Origin of the sequence: Sphingopyxis flava, assembly GCF_900168005.1 — a bacterium.
Lineage (GTDB): Bacteria > Pseudomonadota > Alphaproteobacteria > Sphingomonadales > Sphingomonadaceae > Sphingopyxis > Sphingopyxis flava.
On sequence record NZ_FUYP01000024.1, the window covers coordinates 1 to 15655 of the forward strand.

Here is a 15655-nt window from a genome sequence, read left to right on the forward strand (position 1 = left end):
CGCGCAAGCGCCATAGCCGAGGCCCGCGTCCGCGGCCTCGGGACGATCCGGTCGATCCATGGATCGATCCGAACAGCCCCCGCCTGGTCCCGGCCTGATCAACCCCACCCCCGACGCCAATCGTCGGGCAGCAGATCAGCTGCTCGCCGAAACCCGCTCAATCCGTAGATCCATGGCCTCGCGTCCGATAACGGCGACGAACCGGGAGCCTTCCGGAACGAACCATTGGGTCCGGTAGGCGAGGACGGCGCGCAGGCGCTCGAGCAGGGCCGCTTCATCGCCCAGAAGGAGACGGGTCGCCATTTCCTGCGCATCGAGCAGGAAACGATCGTGCTGCGTATCCCAGCTATCAGCCTCGCGATCGTCGCTGGCGCAAAAGCAGGCGCCGTCGAGCAGATCGACCAGTTCGGCAGGCGTGACGGCCGTGGGTGCCGCCAGGAGAATATTAGCCTCCTCAAAGCTCCAGAAGAGGCCATCGTCATATTCGATGGCGACAGGCGCCGGTATATGAAGCGTTTCAGGGGCGGGGCCAGAAATCGTCAGCACGAGATCCAGTCGCTCGACCGTGCCGCTGTCGATACCGGGAAGGTCCGACCCACCGAGCACAAGCGTCTCGCCCCCCTTGTCGATCTCGAAGCGGAGATCAGTGATCCGGGGAAGCCGGTCATACCAGCCATAGCCCACCATCGCCTCGTCGGATTCGGCGAGCCGTCCCTCATAGCGGCCGTCCTTCGAGAGCGCGAAAGCAGCGCACTGCTCGAGCGGTGGCCCAAAATCATCGATCAGGACGAGATCGTCCGTCGAGGTCAGGTGCTGGCGACCGGACCCGCTATTGTAGTCGGCGACCGCCGGCGTCCATGAGAATAGCTCACCCCGTGCCTCGGGAAGCTGAACATCGAGATCGGCCGCCTCTCACCAGTCCGCGAAGGCCAGACGATGACTGCCGAGCGCCTGGATATGCCGGTAGATGGCGAGGCGGATCGCCGCGCGCAGGCTCTGCAGCGCGCCATTCTCGACCATCTCCTTGCGGGCCGGGAGTACGAGCTGCAATTCCGGAGCATCGACGATGTCGATCTTGGCCGCCCAGTGGCGATCCTTTTCCGCGACCGTTGGAAGGAGCGACGCGACAGTCACGCCATGGAAGTTGATGCTCGGGCTGAAATGCCGGTGAAGATAGTTGCGATAGATGCCGATGCGGACGCCGTCCTGCTCGATGATCGTCTCTGCGCCCTTCAGCCAGTCCTCGCGGAGTAGATCCTGGCCGTCGAGCCGAACCGGAAGCGGGCAATAACGCGCGGCGCTTTGTGCAATAGTCTCGAGTGACTTGAGCCATTGCGCGTCAATCGGCACCCGGATCTCGGTTCCGAACGGGTGGGTGCAGGGCGCAACGGCGATGGGCGCGCCGGACTCCCAATCGCCTGAAGCGATGCGGATCGACCAGCCCTCGCCAGTCGAGCGCGGGCAGGAGCGAATCTCGACATCGCGACCGGCAAGGCTGAACACGCCCATGCCGGCAGGATCCTCCCGCCGCGCGATCTCGTCACCCCAACCCGACCGACCGAGGGCGAGAATGACCGATGGATCCTCGATCCCGGCGCCATCGTCGGCAATGGCGAGAAACGCAGTCCCATCGGCGTCGATGACCTTGAGGTCGACCGCGCTCGCACCCGCCCGGCGTGCGTTCTGGATAAGCTCGGAGAGAATATCGCCGAGCGTGTTATTGAAGAGGCGGGTGACTCTGGTGACGGCGGCAGGATCGACCTGGCTGTTGATCGTGGCGGGAAGGGACATCTGGGGCTCCTCGACAAGTGGAAATTCTCCGCCTGCAGTCCCCCTCCCCTTTTCCCGGACCGCCGAAGGGCGCGATCGAAGCCCTCAATAATCCTCGGCGAGCATGATCGTGAGCACGCGCCGCGTGAGCGATGCGTCCGCTGGATCTTCCGATCCGAATTCGAGGGCGGGATCATAATAGTCGATCTTGAAGAAGATGCGTTCGCCCCGAAGATCGAAGGCGCCGAAGTCTCGTTCCGGGCCGTCGCCGGGGCCAAAGTCATACCGGCGGACGGCGGCGAGGAGTTCAGCCTGGGCAATGATTTCACGAACCGCGTCTTCTTCGCCTGCGAGACGAGCGAGGCAGGCGCGGGTCACGACAAGGCGAGCGGTCGGATCGAAACCCTGGCGGCAACGGTCGTTCAAACGGGCGATCTGTTCTGTAACGGAGATGGTCATGCTGCCTCCTTCAGGCCGGCGTTGAACTGCTCGAGCCACTCCGCCATGGCCGGACGGTCGGGGAGCGGGACATGGGCCGCCACATCCTGGAACCGGATGAGGTCGGCAGGCGCGTCGTGGATGATCGCGTCGATGTCGGCGGCCGGCAGCAACTCTTCGGCGCGGATGAAATCGGTCATGCGCCCGGGCCGCGTGCGCGTCGAGCGGCGCCACAGGCCTTCGACGGTCCTGAGACGCGGGGCCGCTCTCGCCTCGACCAGCACGATGAGGCGCAGACACCAGGACGGAAGGGCGCGAACTTCGTCCGGCTTCATCGCCCCGCAGATGAAGCAGCTCGATTTTGGCGGGACGGGAAGCTGAGCGGCTTCGATCCGGGCGATGCAGGCCGCGCGATCCCAGCCCCATTCGCGCAGTGGGTAGCGGCATTCGAAAAGATCGCTCGTGATGGTCGAGGCATGGGTATAGCGCCGCGTGTCAGCCGGCGATGCGTCGTAGCCGATAAGGCGAACGACCTTCTGGCCGCGCGCCCAGGCGTCCTTGGCCGGTTCCCACTGCTTGAGAAAGGCGTCCTGCGGGGCGACCTTCCATTTGAGCGAGCATTAGGTCTGGACGGGCCTGTCTCCTTTGCCTCACAAAGCCCGCATTTCCAGCGTTCCTCATCCCCCTTTCCTTTCGGGACGCCCGATTAGGGCGTGACCGACGTCAGACAGCGGAAGGATCGTGCGCTTCAGCGCTGGGGCGGATCGGGATTGGTCTACGTATCCGATCGAGTTCCTGCACGAGTTGGGCATTGCGCCGCTCAAGCCTCTCGGCACGTTGCTCGGCGTCGACGGCGCGTTTCAACAGGCTAGCGTTATGTGTCGCGAGGGCGGCGCTTCGAGCTTCGGCATCCCGAAGAGCCGAGCGTGTGCGATCGGCCTCTCTGGCGGTCGTCTCGTTCGCGCCGGCACGCTGCGACTGAAGCGCGCGGAGGCCGTCGAGAACGCCGGCATGATGGGTATATATGATGTTGCGGCCGACCCCGGCTGCCCGTGCGAGCGCAGCGACTGTGGGTTCTGCGGAGGGATTGCCGGCGAGGCCTGCAAGGGCTTCACGCAGGCGCGCATCCGTCTTTGCCCGCCGTCGAGCTTGCGGGCTGGACAGGTCAATTTCGGTCGCCATCGGTATTTCCTTCGTCTAACTGGTCCAGGATACGGCGAGATTCCTGGATGCGGGCTTCTGCAAGCGCACGGCTCTCGGAGTCGAGGTCATCGCGCTGGAGCAAAGCGCTGTTGCGCTCAAGGCGCGCTTCCCAGACCGGCTTATGCTTGCCGGTCACGGCGAAGTTGGCGCAAGTCGAGCAAGTGCTTTGCGTGCGGAGCACCGGGTTCGGCTCGCGCTCGCCGCCGAGGCATGCCGAGGTTTCCCGGCGGTAGAGGCAGTAGCCCCAGTCGCACACGCCGAGGCGCATATCCGTTTCGGCGAGGATATCGGTGATATAGCCATCGACGTCGCCCGATAGCGTGCGCCCGCGGAACGGCGATCGCTCGGAGAGCATGACGCCCGCCTTCCCGGCGACGTTCGGCGCCAGGAGCAGGTCTTCCAGCGCCTTGCGGGTTTCTTCGGCGGCTTGGTCGTCGATCAGCTGGGCAAGCTCGAAGTCGGTGCCCACATAGGCCCGGTCGGTCATCGCGCGGTGGACATGGCCGAGATGGCGTTGCAGCGCCGTCAGGCCGGTGCGGTCGCGCCGCCCGATGAACCGCGAGAACGTCTTGCGACCCTGATAGGTGGTCAGGTGCCAGGTGCCGCCTTGGTGTTCCGGCAAGGCAAGGAACGGCGCAAGTCGTTCGTTCAAGCGGATATTGACCATGGGTGATCGCAGTAGGGCGACGGGCATCATCGTCGGAAGCGGCGAGCGTCCCCGGCCGAGCTGGTGGAGCCAGAGGTTCCTCTTCCCGCTAAGTTCGCGAAGCGGTGCGGAGAGACGTTCGAGGATGTGGATCGCCCGCCGGACCGGCTCGGGCGCAAGCCATCGATGGATGTCCCCATGTTCCGTCAGCGACGTCTTCGTGATCGTGCCGACCAGATAGACGTGTTCCTCACCGTCTCCATCGGCCGCGCGCCGTTCGAGGCAACCCTCCTCAAGCCTGAGTATTTCGGAGGCTCTCGCGCCAACGAGATAGGCGATGACGACGAAGCAGGCGTCGCCAAGCCGATCCAGCATGAACGTCAGGCGGCGCAGCGGCCATTCCGGATTCGGATACAGATCCGCGTAGGGGCATGGCTCAGCCAACATGGCGCGTCTGATATGCCAGTGGAGCCTTCGCCCCTGATGCTGTGGTCGGAACTGCTCATACAGATCTTCGAGACGGTCGCGCAGCGCGAGTATCTGGTCCGCTGGGTCACCGAGCAGTTCCATAGCGCCGCTGATGAGAGGCACGGCGATCTCGTCGGGCGTATAGGGATGGCCGCCATAAGGTTTCCAGTGCCGCTTCCCAACCGAACCGGCGCGAGGCGGCGCCATCAGCGGCGCGTCGTCCAGCTTGTCGCGCTGCATGTGGAACGTGCGGATCGTGCCGAGATAGCCTTCGGCGGTGCTGAGGGAGAGCCGTGAAGCGTTCCTGCCGGGACGAGCGCGCAACATGGCCACGAACCGGTCGACGGCGTCTTGATCGAGATCCTTGAAGCATCGGACGTTCTCGGCTGCCATCCATCGAACGAGGAAGCGGATGTGGCTGAAGTGACCATCGATCGCTTCCTTGCGAAGTGGCCTCCGCCCTTCGGGCGGATCGGCCCGCAGCGAGAGCAGGAACAGTTCGGCGGCGTGCCGGAGCGGCGTCCACCGATCGTCCCGGAACCGGCTCCCGTCCGGCATTTCGAAGCCCCAGTTGAACGTCGTGGCGGCGGGGATGCCTTCGTTTCCGAGCAATGGCGCCGGAAGTTGGGTAGGCGTGGATGTCGGGACGGAGGCCATGAGGCTATTCCAGGTCCGGCAGCGGCGGCAAGGCGGGTATGTGCCGTTCCGCGTCCGGCATCATTTCGGGCGGGAACGCCGGCAGCAGGTCTTGTGTCAGCACCCGAAGGCTGGGGGCATAGAAGAGGCTGAACCGGATCGGGTCGATGCGTTCCCGCGCCGCTTCAAGATGCATGGTGGCCTGGACAATGCGCGCCAGATGATCCGGGTCGATCGGGACGATCAGGCCTGGACAGGCAAGGCAGCCTCCCAGTTTCGGGCACACGCGGCCAGGCTGTGCCTGCCCGCCGTCGACCGGTCGAAGGCAGTCGTGGCCGAACAGCGCCGTCACCCGCGCGCTGGTATCTGGCCCTTGATGTTGCGAGTCATGGGCGGGCGTCTCGCCGGTGACCCATGTGATCATCAGCGACTGGAGCCGAGCGATCGTATCGCGTTCGAGGCGGCGGACGGCCTCGCCATCGACATAGATGTCGGTGGTGGCGACATTCGCATGATTGAGGACCGCTTTGGCCGCCATGATATCGCCCTGCGACGCTGTGTAATGGGCGCTTGCCATGCTGCTGCGGAACAGCTTGGGCGAGAAGTCGGGAAGCAGGGAACGGGACTTGCCGGGATGCGCTTCGTTCCAGGAAGCGATCGCGCCATTGTGCCGCTCGTAGAAGCGCAACATTGCCGATCGCAACGTGGCCTGCACGATATGACCGGCGCGATGCTCACGCTCGAGGCGTCCTGTCGTCATGAGGAAGCGGTGGAGGAACAGTCGGTCGCGTTTGGACGGCTCCACATGCGGCAATAGGGGTGCCGTCATCGCAAGCAGTTTTTCGATCAGGCGCGGCGCCGCATAGGGTCGGCGATTGTCGAACGAGCGCCGTTGCATGCGTTTCACCTTACCGCCGGCGCGGGGTTTCACCCACTCGACCATGACGCGATGCCGCTCGAGCGGATGCGGCACGAGGCAGTCCCGCTTGATCTGGCGCAGCGGACCGGCGTTGGCCGCCGTCTGGATCAGCAGCACGATATAGAACGCAACCAGCGTGTCGGTCGTGAGGTGGAGATAACCCTCGAGCTCGCGGAACCCGCCTACCTCGGCGATCCTCTGCCGATCGGGCTTATTAAGGTCCAAGCCTCGGTCGGTCGGCATGATGCCGTGGCCGCGGCGATGGAGCTTCCAGATCCAGCGATCCCGTTCGACGGTCCGCCCACCATGGAGCGGCACATTCGGAAGACCAACGATGGCTTGCCCGTGCTGGAACTTGTCCCACGCAGTGTCGATCTCGGCATAGCAGACTGCCAGCAGGGCGCGCATTGCGGCAGGTGTCAGCCGGTCTTGCGGTAGCCGCTGGACGCCGGCCAGCGGGATCGCATTGTTGGGAACGGCGAAGCCCGGTGCGAACAAGCCTGGATTGTCCGCGATCGCGCGCTTGAGGACCGGCCGGATCATACCGAGCTGACCGGATTGTGAGCGGACGCCGCGCCTGCGCCCGTTGGTGGGCATCGCCAGCCAGGTGATGAACCGGCGGATCGTTGCCGTGTCGAGGTCTGCCGCGCGCCTGACACGCGCGTCTTCGCGCAGGAACCTCCCGAACACGCGCAGCGCGAACCAGTGCGCGGTGCGGGTCGCGGCGCTGGATGCTACATCATGATCGCGGAAAGCCCGGGCGATGGCGGCGCTGATATCGTCCGGCATTCCGAACAGCGCCGGGCTGAAGCTTTGGACGATCTTGCCCCATTCGTCGCGGAACTGGATTTCGGCGACCTGCGCCGGATGGTTCGCCGGTGCCGGATCGAGTCTCAGCGTCCGATCGAGGCGGCCCCTAGCCATCGGCGGGGATCAGCTCGCCATAAAGATAGGCGAGGCTTTCGCTCAGATCGCGCTCGTGCAGTTCGACGCAGCGCAGATAAATCGCGGTGGTCGTGATCGAAGCATGGCCCAGCAGCACCTGCACGACCTTGAGCGGGTTGAGATCGGGATTGGTGCGGGCCTGGATCTGAAGGCGGGCCAGCATCGCCATCGCGAAGGTGTGCCGCAGGCAGTGCAATGTACCCAGAAGTCTCGCAGCCGCGAAAGCTTCCGCGAGCTGCGCCGTCAGGAGTTTTCGCGTCATAGCCCGGCCATGCTCGTTCAGCAGGAGATTGGGCGGCGCGCGATAGCCCCGGTCGGAACGGCGGACACGGCGGACGATCCGGGCGCGATCCTCTCCCACATACCAGTCCGTATGATCGAGCAGCCGAATCGGCGGATAGACTGTCCTTGGCCGGTCTCCCTTGGTGATATGGATCGGCACGCCGACAAGTGGATCGCTGTCGAGGTCGAGTGGCCAGCTATCCGGGATTTGGTCGATGGCGAGCGCGCAAAGCTCCTTGCGGCGCAGTCCCGCCCCAAGCGCCCATTGCGCGGCAAGTCGGGCGGTAGGCCTCAGATGCGCGAACAGCCGTGCCAGTTCGTCGGCGCGCAGAGGTCGCGGCAGTTTTTCCGGGCGTGAGACGATCAGCTCGTTGACCTGGCGCCGCTGCAAGCCTGGGCGATAAGCGCCGTCGAGCATCAGCGTCATCTTTTCGGTCAACCGGAACGGGCAGTGGTCGATCAGGCCCTTATCGAGCGCCCAGCCATAGAACCGGCAGACGGTCGAGACGCGCGCGTTGATCGTGGTCCGGGCATAGGGCTTCCCGGTGTGTGCGCTGGGGTTCTCCAGCATCCGGTTGCGATAGGCAGCGATGACGCGTTCGTCGGCTTCGCGCCATTCGATCCCCGATTGTTCGAGCGAGTCGAACCAATCGTGGAGATGCTCGCCGTAGGTCCGCACAGTTTCCGTAGCGTGGGCGCGGCCGCTTAGCTCTGCATGCTCCATGAGCCAGACGAAGGCCGGCTCGATGATCGCCATGTCGGCGTCGAACAGAATCGGGAAGCCGGCGGGGACATTGGGCACGCCAGAGGCAGCCCGAATCACTGATACCACGGGCCATCTCCCTCGCCCGCACAGGTGCAATTTCGAAAGTAGAGCAACATGCTCGATTTGGCCGAAGCATTTCGATGGAATGGGCGCTTTCCTCGCCATGCCGAAGGGTGTCGCTGCGACCAGCTACCCCAAGCACTCACCGTGCCTGCTGACACCTGGCGCCCGCCTTGATATGAGTGAACGAGGATCAAGGGGGGGAAGCGGTGGCGCGTCGGGTATTCTTTAGCTTTCACTATGACCGTGACGTTCGACGGGTCGTGCAAGTCCGCAATTCCTGGGTGGTTCGTCCAGGTGGCGAAGCGCAGCCTTTCTATGACAAGGCAGAGTTCGAAGAGGCAAAAAGACGCGCGGGCGGCATAGAAAAATGGATCGAGGAGCAGCTCAAAGGCACGTCCGTGACGGTGGTGCTTTTTGGCGCGGAGACGTATGACCGCGAATGGGTCCGGCACGAGATCAAGAGAAGCTACGAGCTTGGGAAAGGCCTATTGGCCATCGACATCCATAGCGTAAAAGATCCGCAACTCGGGACTGATCGACAGGGGACCAACCCTCTCAGCTATTTTACAATAAAGCAGAATGGTCGAGATATTCCGCTGTCAAACCTATACGGGACGTATGATTGGGTTCGGGATAACGGCTATGCCAACATGCCGGCTTGGATCGAAACTGCAGCAAAAGCGGCCGGTCGCTGACATCAATGAGTATTTATGAACTCGCCATACTTGGCGCCGCAACGCCAGAGGAGCGCGCGACACTGACAGCGACGCTCACCGATATCGTTTCCGACTTTGGATTGACGTTGGGGGACGATATAGTTGTGCATAATGCGGAAACGCTGGGTGGGCGGCACAAGCCAGCAGCATTCGCAGGTGCATATTTTGGAGGAAATGCCCAACAAGATCTCGAAGCGGCCCAGGACCTGATCCGAGCGAGCGCGCCCATCATTCCCACGATTGCCGCTGGCGCAGACTTCAATGCTCAGATCCCCCAGTGTCTCCAGCCCATCAATGGGCTAACGCGGCGCGCTGACGATCCAAATATGACTGAACTCGCGTCGACAATGCTGGAATGTGTGGGTTTACTTCGTCGACAGCGACGGGTTTTTGTGAGCTATCGGCGGGTGGAATCCCGAGCAGCTGCGTTGCAACTTCACGATCTCCTTGCGTCCCGCGGATTCGACGTATTCTTGGACACGCACGACATTAGGCCCGGCGATCCGTTCCAAGATGTGCTTTGGCATAGGCTCGTTGATTCTGATGTTATGGTTATGCTCGACACGCCTACCTATTTCGATAGCCGCTGGACGCGACAGGAAATAGGAAGAGCACGCGCGAAAGAGATCCAGGTCCTTCGTGTAATTTGGCCTGAGCATACGCCAAACAAGCTGACCGATCTTGCAGAGACTATATATCTTGACCCAAAGGAACTCGAAGGGCCGGATGGCCCAATAGTAGCCCAAACGGCAGATACAATCGTCCTGGAGGTCGAGCGGCTAAGAAGCCGCAGCATCGCATCTCGATATATGTCGATTACCGGCAAGCTTCGCGCTGACGTCGAAAAAATTGGTGCGTCAGTGGAAGGCGTCGGTGCACATCGGGCCGTCGCCGTGCGGTTGCTGGACGGCGAAAAGATCTGGGCATATCCGATCGTCGGAATCCCCACGGCTGAAATTTTGAACGACGTGGCCGATAAGGCGCGACGAGCGGAACAGCAGGAGATACCGGTACTGGTCTACGATCATATCGGCATCCGTGATGCATGGAATGCTCATCTCCGATGGCTTGGGGATCATATTCGCGCGGTCCGTACGATTAAAGTTTCCGAAGCCGGATGGGCTCTTGCGGCATGGGAGAATTGACCATGACTGAGGCCATTTTTCTTTCGGCGGGCGTGCCAGATCCAAAGCGAGGCCCACAATATGCAGCGACTGCTGACACCGTCGCGATTACAGCCGCAGTCTCCGCTTTGGTGCACGTTACACTAGGGCGCAGGCTGCTTGTCTGGGGTGGTCAACCCGCAATCACACCGATGATCTGGGTGGTCTCGCAAGACATCGGAATAAATTACGGACACTGGGTCCGGCTCTACCAGTCTCGCCATTTCAAGGATGAGTATCCCGAGGATAATGAGCGGTTCAACAACGTGGTTTATACGGAAGAGATCGAAAGGGATCGGGAGAAGAGCTTGCTGAACATGCGTGAACGCATGTTTTCCGAACACAAGTTCAAAGCAGCAGTTTTTATTGGAGGCATGGGAGGAATTATACAAGAATATGAGATGTTTCGACGCCTGCAACCCGAGGCTGCAGTGATACCGGTAATCTCCACGGGCGGCGCGACGCTTGACGTAGGAGCGCAAGTTGAGTCTTTAGCGCCCGACCTAACGGAAGACCGGGACTATGTTGCGTTATTTCACCGCCACCTTGACGTTTCCGTCCGAGAGGAGCGCTTCGAAAGCCCGGCCCTCCAACCAGCTGTCGTTGAGGAGCGATTTTGGCAGCCCCCTGCCACTGCTTAAACGGGGTGGGAACTCATCAGTCGCCAGCAAGCCATTCGCTAAGCTCCGTAGCTGTGTTCCTTTTCTCGTCAAGGACCATCCAGACGCGCTTTTGATGACCCTGTAGATCCCCCCAGACGATGCGGCGGTATAATCCCAGATACTCCCACGACGCCCATGCCTGCTCATGCGCGCTGTCGGATGCCGGGAACAGCGCGATCTTCGTCAACCCTTTATAACCATCGGCCACGCCCAACTCCCAGGGCACCCAACGGCTGTCCTTGCTATTCTTGCTTGCAAGAAGGACAAAGCGCTTGGTCTGGCGAATACGGCTCTTTAGCAGCCCCGCCGTTTCCTCCGTCGTGTATGGGGGCATTTCCGGGTCGATTTCATCGACATAGACCCTAGCTCCGTGCCCTTCCAACACACGAATAGCGCCAACGACCAGATCATCATCTTTGCTCGAGTGTGAAAGAAATGTGGTGCCTGAGAGGCTACGGGAAGCAGCAGACTTTCTGAGGCTTGCCTGTTCGCTAACATTTAACTTATCAGCGAAATTCCGAAGCTCGGATTTTGTAATGTATTCGATCATAATCGAAACTCTATTATCGGATATAGACCGAACTCACGGAGCTACCTCAGTTATTTGAGCGGATCGCTATCGCGTCCTCAATCCAACTCTCGATTCCGTTCTTGATCGAATCATAGACTGCCTTGCTATCTGAGCCGGAAGGGGTGACCAGCTTCGCTATAGATGATAGCTTTTTCCCGGTATTTCCATAGCCCACTTCGTCAAACGGATTGCTACCAGCCGTGCACGAATTCCCGTCGTGGCCGAGAAGTTTGTTTATCCGAATACCGACCACTCCTTTGCCGGCATCCCAGCCTTTAACGATCTCGCGGATTACCCAAGGCCGGTTCGCTGTTTCAGAGCCGACAAGCACCACCACACAGCTCTTGCCGTACATGTTGTCATCGATCCATTTTTCGATCGAGGCCTTGCCCTTCCGCTTGACCTCTTCCCACGCATTCGCGGTGCAAAGAGACTGCCCTTCAAGAGCACCGATGTTGCGCACTTGCTGGGTGCGCCAAAAATCGTTCGCGAAGTGGAAACTGAAGAAAACGCGCCGCGCCATAAGGCCCCCTTTTGTTCTCCGGCCTTCTACAAGCCCAGCCTTCGTTTCGCCAGAGAAATCGATTCTGAAGCGATCTGCTCGAGGATGGAGTACGGTAGTTGAGGCCCAGCGGGTTCATCCGGCAATCAGGCGTCGCTGCGCGACGCGAGTGACGGGCCGACCACCGCCAGCTCTTTGGGTTAGCGCGGCGGTCGGCCCGTCACTCATCGCGAGCAAAAGAGACAGTCGCCGAAGCCGGACCTAACGAGCACGAATGGCGCCCCAGCGAAATGCTCGGCAAGGTGGCGTTCGTCAGAACGTTGGACAGCAGATCGAAATAGGGCGGCCAATGCTTGAAACGGCGCGGTGTGTAGCGCACCGTCACATAGGGAATTCCTCGCGCCGCCATCCAGGCGGCGATCATCTTCTGATAGGCATAAGTTTCCGGCTTCTCGACGCCAGGATCCCCGGTGATCACGAGGTCAGGCGGCGTGCCCCGGCTTTCAAGTTCGAGAAGAAGCGCGGTGCTGTCGACACCGATGCCATAGGCCAGGACGACGGGCTGCGGCGCATCGACGCGAATATAATCGAGCAGGCGCGCGGGAGCGGAGCCGGCCTCGGCCGGGATTGAGGTGAGATCGCACATGGGGATATCCAAATGGGCTTGAGCAGAGCTTTGGCTCGATCACTCCTTCCCACTCCCCTCTCATCTGGACGGCTCCGGCATCGATCCACGTCCATGAGATATTGTTGCGCGCCGTTGGCCGCGGCAGCCTGATTTCGCTATTGGCACCGCCGGCGCACAACAGGCGTCATCGGCGGCGTTTTGCGGAAAAGTGCGCTCAGCCTCGAACCATTCCCATAATCCGTCGCATCGCCGCTGATGTAGAAAGCCGCCCACGCCCCATCCTGGGCACCGGCGATCCAGCTCCTTTCGGACTCGGCATAGCAGCAAGCCGTCACGCCCTCGTCCAGACCCGGTCAGTCGAAGGCACTCAAACGGCCATAAATGTCTGCCAGTTCGTTCTGGATACCGAGACGCGCGGGGCCATTGGGCATCATGCCTTCTGTCGTGGCGGAACCAGAGTCCCATCGATCGAGGCGAGGATTTCCGCCGGAGCAATGACCGGTCGATCCGTTTCGACCCGCTCCGAATAGCGATCGACCAGTTGATCGACATGCGGGCGGAGCAGGACAGTGAAACGCACCAGTTCCTCCATCACGTCGACGATCCGGTCGTAATAGCTCGACGGCTTCATCCGCCCGGCCTCGTCGAACTCGGTGAAGGCTTTGGCGACGCTCGACTGGTTGGGGATGGTGAACATCCGCATCCAGCGGCCGAGGACGCGCAAGCTGTTCACGCTGTTGAACGATTGTGAACCTGCGGAGACCTGCATGACGGCAAGGGCGCGACCCTGCGTCGGGCGCATGCCCTTCAAAGCCAGCGGCAGGTGATCGATCTGCGATTTCATGATCCCGGTGATCTGGCCGTGCCGTTCCGGGCTGCACCAGACCTGGCCCTCGGACCAGAGCGCATGCGCCCGCAGTTCGTGAACCGCCGGATGATCGTCATCCTGGACCTGATCGGGCATCGGCAAATCGGAGGGATCGAAAATCCGCGTTTCGCAGCCGAAGAACTGGAGCAGACGCGCCGCCTCTTCCACCACAAGCCGCGAATAGGACCGTTCGCGCAAGGATCCGTAGAGCAGCAGGATGCGCGGCGGCGGATTGAGATCCCCCAGGCCCAGGGCTGGACGCCGATGAACATAGTCAGGCTTGAGCGCTGGAAGACGGTCGGGATCGGCAAGCGTCCGCAATCGGCTGTGGTTCGTCTCGTTCATGCCCGGACCTCCGCCGGCACGCTGTCGGGGAACCAGCGCCGCCCGAACCAGAAGGCGGCGTTGACCAGCAGGATCAGCACCGGAACCTCGACCAGCGGCCCGATCACCGCAGCGAAGGCGACCGGGGAAGCCAGTCCAAAGGCGGCGATGGCGACCGCAATCGCCAGTTCGAAATTGTTGCCCGCGGCCGTGAACGCCACCGCCGTCGTGCGCGGATAGTCGCTCTCGATCAGCTTGCCCATGAAGAAGCTGATGCTGAATTGAACCACGAAGTAGATGGTGAGCGGGATGGCGATCCGCAGTATGTCACCCGGCAGTGTCACGATCTCATTGCCCTTGAGGCTGAACATGGCGACGATGGTGAACAGCAGCGCGACGAGCGTGATCGGGCCGATCCTGGGCAGAAAGCAGGTTTCATACCATTCATTCCCCCTAGCCTTGACCAGCCATTTGCGGGAGAGAAATCCAGCCAGAAAGGGAATGCCGAGATAGATCAGCACCGCCTCGGCGATGGTCCAGAAGCTGACATTGATAACGCTGCCCTCCAGCCCGAGCAGCGGCGGCAAAAAGGCGAGGAAGAACCAGGCGTAAACGCTGAAGAACAGGATCTGGAAGATTGAATTGAACGCGACCAGCGCAGCCACATACTGGTTGTCGCCCTTGGCGAGATGGTTCCAGACGATGACCATGGCAATGCAACGGGCGAGGCCGATAAGGATCAGGCCTGTCATATATTCCGGCTTGTCGCTGAGGAAGATGACGGCGAGCGCAAACATCAGCACCGGGCCGATGATCCAGTTCTGGATCAACGAGATCGCCAGCACCCGCTTGTCTTCGAACACGCGCGGCAGTTCCTCATAGCGCACCCGCGCGAGCGGCGGATACATCATCAGGATCAGGCCGATGGCGATGGGCAGGTTGGTGGTCCCCCAGGACAGGCTGTCGATCGCCCTTGGCAATCCTTCGAAGGTCGATCCCAGACCCACGCCGAGCGCCATGGCGAGGAAAATCCACAAGGTGAGATACCGATCGAGAAACGACAGGCGTTCACGCCTGGGCTGTGCGGTCATCTTGATCCCTCGTTCAACCGGTGACACGCCTGCCGGCGGCATCGATCACCTGTTCGCCGTCTTCCTTGGCGAAGGCGCTGCGCTGGTCAGCCGGTAGGAGGTCGAGGACCTCCTCGGACGGACGGCAAAGCTTCACGCCCAGCGGCGAGACGACCAGCGGCCGATTGATGAGGATCGGATGTTCCATCATCGCATCGATCAACTGCGCATCAGTGAGATCCGGATTGTCGAGTCCCAGTTCGGCAAAGGGCGTGCCCTTCTCGCGCAGCAGGGCGCGCGGGGTGACGCTGGCGCGGACGATGAGGCTTGCCAGCAAGGCACGCGAAGGCGGAGTCTTGAGGTACTCGATGACATGCGGTTCGATGCCGGCATTGCGGATCATGGCCAGCGCATTGCGCGAGGTTCCGCATTCAGGATTGTGGTAGATGACGATGTCGACAGGCGTCTCCGGGTGGGTCATTCGCATGCTCCTGCCCTGACGCTGGCGCCCTCGCTCTGGCCGATTTCCCTGAGTTTGCGCCGCATCGCCATCTCGTCGAGGCTGGCGAGCGGGAGCGCGAGGAACAGCGAAATACGGTTCTGCAAGTAGCGCAGGGCCTGCATGAAGGCCTCGCGCTGATCATCGCCTTCGACGGCGGCCGGATCCTCGATGCCCCAGTGCGCCGTCATCGGATGGCCGATCCACACGGGACATGTTTCGCCTGCGGCGTTATCGCAGACGGTGAAGATGAAATCGAATTGCGGCGCGTCCGGCACGGCGAACTCGTCCCAGCTTTTCGAACGCATGCCCGCTGTGTCGAACCCAAGCCCGTTCAAAACCGAGAGCGCCATCGGATGGACTTCGCCCCTGGGCTGGCTGCCGGCGCTCCAGGCGCGGAAACGCCCTTCCCCCAGCTTGTTCATGATGGCTTCGCCCAAGATCGAGCGGGCGCTGTTACCGGTGCACAGGAAGAGCACGTTGTAGGTCTTGCCGGGGCCGATCGTGTCGGACATG

Annotated in this window: 16 protein-coding genes and 2 pseudogenes; 3 read left to right on the forward strand and 15 right to left on the reverse strand. The window is 61.7% G+C overall.

All coding sequences use genetic code 11. The features are described 5' to 3' along the window. Positions 1 to 135 precede the first annotated feature (135 nt). The 8 genes and pseudogenes from B5X69_RS22045 to B5X69_RS15840 form a co-directional block, all read right to left on the reverse strand. Positions 136 to 684: a hypothetical protein gene (locus B5X69_RS22045; protein ID WP_245798776.1), complete on the reverse strand. Its 549-nt coding sequence runs from the start codon at positions 682 to 684 to the stop codon at positions 136 to 138. Positions 685 to 912: 228 nt separating this feature from the next. Continuing rightward, positions 913 to 1791: an ATP-binding protein gene (locus tag B5X69_RS22050; protein WP_020818777.1), complete on the reverse strand. Its 879-nt coding sequence runs from the start codon at positions 1789 to 1791 to the stop codon at positions 913 to 915. Between the two features lie 84 nt (positions 1792 to 1875). Next, a complete protein-coding gene (locus tag B5X69_RS15815; protein ID WP_020818778.1) occupies positions 1876 to 2229 on the reverse strand; it encodes a DUF3768 domain-containing protein in 354 nt (117 codons plus the stop codon). Further along, a pseudogene (locus B5X69_RS22055) lies at positions 2226 to 2828 on the reverse strand (hypothetical protein); the annotation flags it as partial. The pseudogene B5X69_RS22055 and the gene B5X69_RS15815, both read right to left, overlap by 4 nt. Before the next feature lie 103 nt (positions 2829 to 2931). After that, positions 2932 to 3390, reverse strand: coding sequence for a hypothetical protein (locus tag B5X69_RS15825; RefSeq protein ID WP_020819456.1), 459 nt, complete (start codon positions 3388 to 3390; stop codon positions 2932 to 2934). Then, a complete protein-coding gene (locus tag B5X69_RS15830; protein ID WP_245798777.1) occupies positions 3374 to 4852 on the reverse strand; it encodes a site-specific integrase in 1479 nt (492 codons plus the stop codon). Before B5X69_RS15830 ends, B5X69_RS15825 begins: the two co-directional genes overlap by 17 nt. Before the next feature lie 334 nt (positions 4853 to 5186). Further along, on the reverse strand, positions 5187 to 7004 hold the full coding sequence (locus B5X69_RS15835; protein WP_020819454.1) for a site-specific integrase: 1818 nt from the start codon (positions 7002 to 7004) through the stop codon (positions 5187 to 5189). Beyond that, positions 6997 to 8139, reverse strand: coding sequence for a tyrosine-type recombinase/integrase (locus B5X69_RS15840; RefSeq protein ID WP_025160957.1), 1143 nt, complete (start codon positions 8137 to 8139; stop codon positions 6997 to 6999). Before B5X69_RS15840 ends, B5X69_RS15835 begins: the two co-directional genes overlap by 8 nt. Positions 8140 to 8342: 203 nt before the next feature. Here B5X69_RS15840 and B5X69_RS15845 point away from each other — a divergent pair, with 203 nt between their 5' ends. The 3 genes from B5X69_RS15845 to B5X69_RS15855 are packed head-to-tail and all read left to right on the forward strand — an operon-like array spanning position 8343 to position 10656. Next, positions 8343 to 8831, forward strand: coding sequence for a TIR domain-containing protein (locus B5X69_RS15845; protein WP_020819452.1), 489 nt, complete (start codon positions 8343 to 8345; stop codon positions 8829 to 8831). A gap of 5 nt (positions 8832 to 8836) precedes the next feature. After that, a complete protein-coding gene (locus tag B5X69_RS15850) occupies positions 8837 to 9997 on the forward strand; it encodes a Thoeris type III anti-phage system protein ThcB4 (protein WP_020819451.1) in 1161 nt (386 codons plus the stop codon). Positions 9998 to 9999: 2 nt separating this feature from the next. Then, the gene (locus tag B5X69_RS15855) at positions 10000 to 10656 is read left to right on the forward strand and encodes a Thoeris type III anti-phage system protein ThcA (RefSeq protein ID WP_025160956.1); all 657 of its coding nucleotides are present in this window, start codon (positions 10000 to 10002) and stop codon (positions 10654 to 10656) included. Positions 10657 to 10672: 16 nt separating this feature from the next. Here B5X69_RS15855 and B5X69_RS15860 read toward each other — a convergent pair whose 3' ends face one another. The 7 genes and pseudogenes from B5X69_RS15860 to B5X69_RS15890 form a co-directional block, all read right to left on the reverse strand. Next, a complete protein-coding gene (locus tag B5X69_RS15860) occupies positions 10673 to 11227 on the reverse strand; it encodes a toll/interleukin-1 receptor domain-containing protein (RefSeq protein ID WP_021224402.1) in 555 nt (184 codons plus the stop codon). A gap of 46 nt (positions 11228 to 11273) precedes the next feature. Then, positions 11274 to 11771, reverse strand: coding sequence for a TIR domain-containing protein (locus tag B5X69_RS15865; protein ID WP_020819448.1), 498 nt, complete (start codon positions 11769 to 11771; stop codon positions 11274 to 11276). A 241-nt stretch (positions 11772 to 12012) separates the two neighbouring features. After that, positions 12013 to 12396: pseudogene (locus B5X69_RS15870) on the reverse strand (hypothetical protein); the annotation flags it as partial. A 412-nt stretch (positions 12397 to 12808) separates the two neighbouring features. Then, positions 12809 to 13591 carry an arsenical resistance protein ArsH gene (gene arsH / locus B5X69_RS15875; RefSeq protein ID WP_021223100.1) on the reverse strand — a complete coding sequence of 261 codons (783 nt, stop codon included), beginning with the start codon at positions 13589 to 13591 and terminating at the stop codon, positions 12809 to 12811. Continuing rightward, the gene (gene arsB, locus B5X69_RS15880; RefSeq protein ID WP_025160954.1) at positions 13588 to 14661 is read right to left on the reverse strand and encodes an ACR3 family arsenite efflux transporter; all 1074 of its coding nucleotides are present in this window, start codon (positions 14659 to 14661) and stop codon (positions 13588 to 13590) included. The genes arsH and arsB overlap by 4 nt, the downstream gene beginning before the upstream one ends. Before the next feature lie 13 nt (positions 14662 to 14674). Continuing rightward, entirely contained in the window at positions 14675 to 15121 is a 447-nt protein-coding gene (gene arsC, locus B5X69_RS15885; protein ID WP_020819444.1) for an arsenate reductase (glutaredoxin), read from the reverse strand. After that, positions 15118 to 15654: an arsenate reductase ArsC gene (locus tag B5X69_RS15890; RefSeq protein WP_020819443.1), complete on the reverse strand. Its 537-nt coding sequence runs from the start codon at positions 15652 to 15654 to the stop codon at positions 15118 to 15120. The genes arsC and B5X69_RS15890 overlap by 4 nt, the downstream gene beginning before the upstream one ends. Between the last annotated feature and the right edge of the window lies 1 nt (position 15655).

Bases quoted from the DNA above. Each gene is read 5' to 3' on its own strand.
- B5X69_RS22050 (WP_020818777.1), bottom strand. From the start codon at position 1,791: ATGTCCCTTCCCGCCACGATCAACAGCCAGGTCGATCCTGCCGCCGTC.
- B5X69_RS15815 (WP_020818778.1), bottom strand. From the start codon at position 2,229: ATGACCATCTCCGTTACAGAACAGATCGCCCGTTTGAACGACCGTTGC.
- B5X69_RS15825 (WP_020819456.1), bottom strand. From the start codon at position 3,390: ATGGCGACCGAAATTGACCTGTCCAGCCCGCAAGCTCGACGGCGGGCA.
- B5X69_RS15830 (WP_245798777.1), bottom strand. From the start codon at position 4,852: ATGTTGCGCGCTCGTCCCGGCAGGAACGCTTCACGGCTCTCCCTCAGC.
- B5X69_RS15835 (WP_020819454.1), bottom strand. From the start codon at position 7,004: ATGGCTAGGGGCCGCCTCGATCGGACGCTGAGACTCGATCCGGCACCG.
- B5X69_RS15850 (WP_020819451.1), top strand. From the start codon at position 8,837: ATGAGTATTTATGAACTCGCCATACTTGGCGCCGCAACGCCAGAGGAG.
- B5X69_RS15855 (WP_025160956.1), top strand. From the start codon at position 10,000: ATGACTGAGGCCATTTTTCTTTCGGCGGGCGTGCCAGATCCAAAGCGA.
- B5X69_RS15860 (WP_021224402.1), bottom strand. From the start codon at position 11,227: ATGATCGAATACATTACAAAATCCGAGCTTCGGAATTTCGCTGATAAG.
- B5X69_RS15865 (WP_020819448.1), bottom strand. From the start codon at position 11,771: ATGGCGCGGCGCGTTTTCTTCAGTTTCCACTTCGCGAACGATTTTTGG.
- arsH (WP_021223100.1), bottom strand. From the start codon at position 13,591: ATGAACGAGACGAACCACAGCCGATTGCGGACGCTTGCCGATCCCGAC.
- arsB (WP_025160954.1), bottom strand. From the start codon at position 14,661: ATGACCGCACAGCCCAGGCGTGAACGCCTGTCGTTTCTCGATCGGTAT.
- arsC (WP_020819444.1), bottom strand. From the start codon at position 15,121: ATGACCCACCCGGAGACGCCTGTCGACATCGTCATCTACCACAATCCT.
- B5X69_RS15890 (WP_020819443.1), bottom strand. From the start codon at position 15,654: ATGTCCGACACGATCGGCCCCGGCAAGACCTACAACGTGCTCTTCCTG.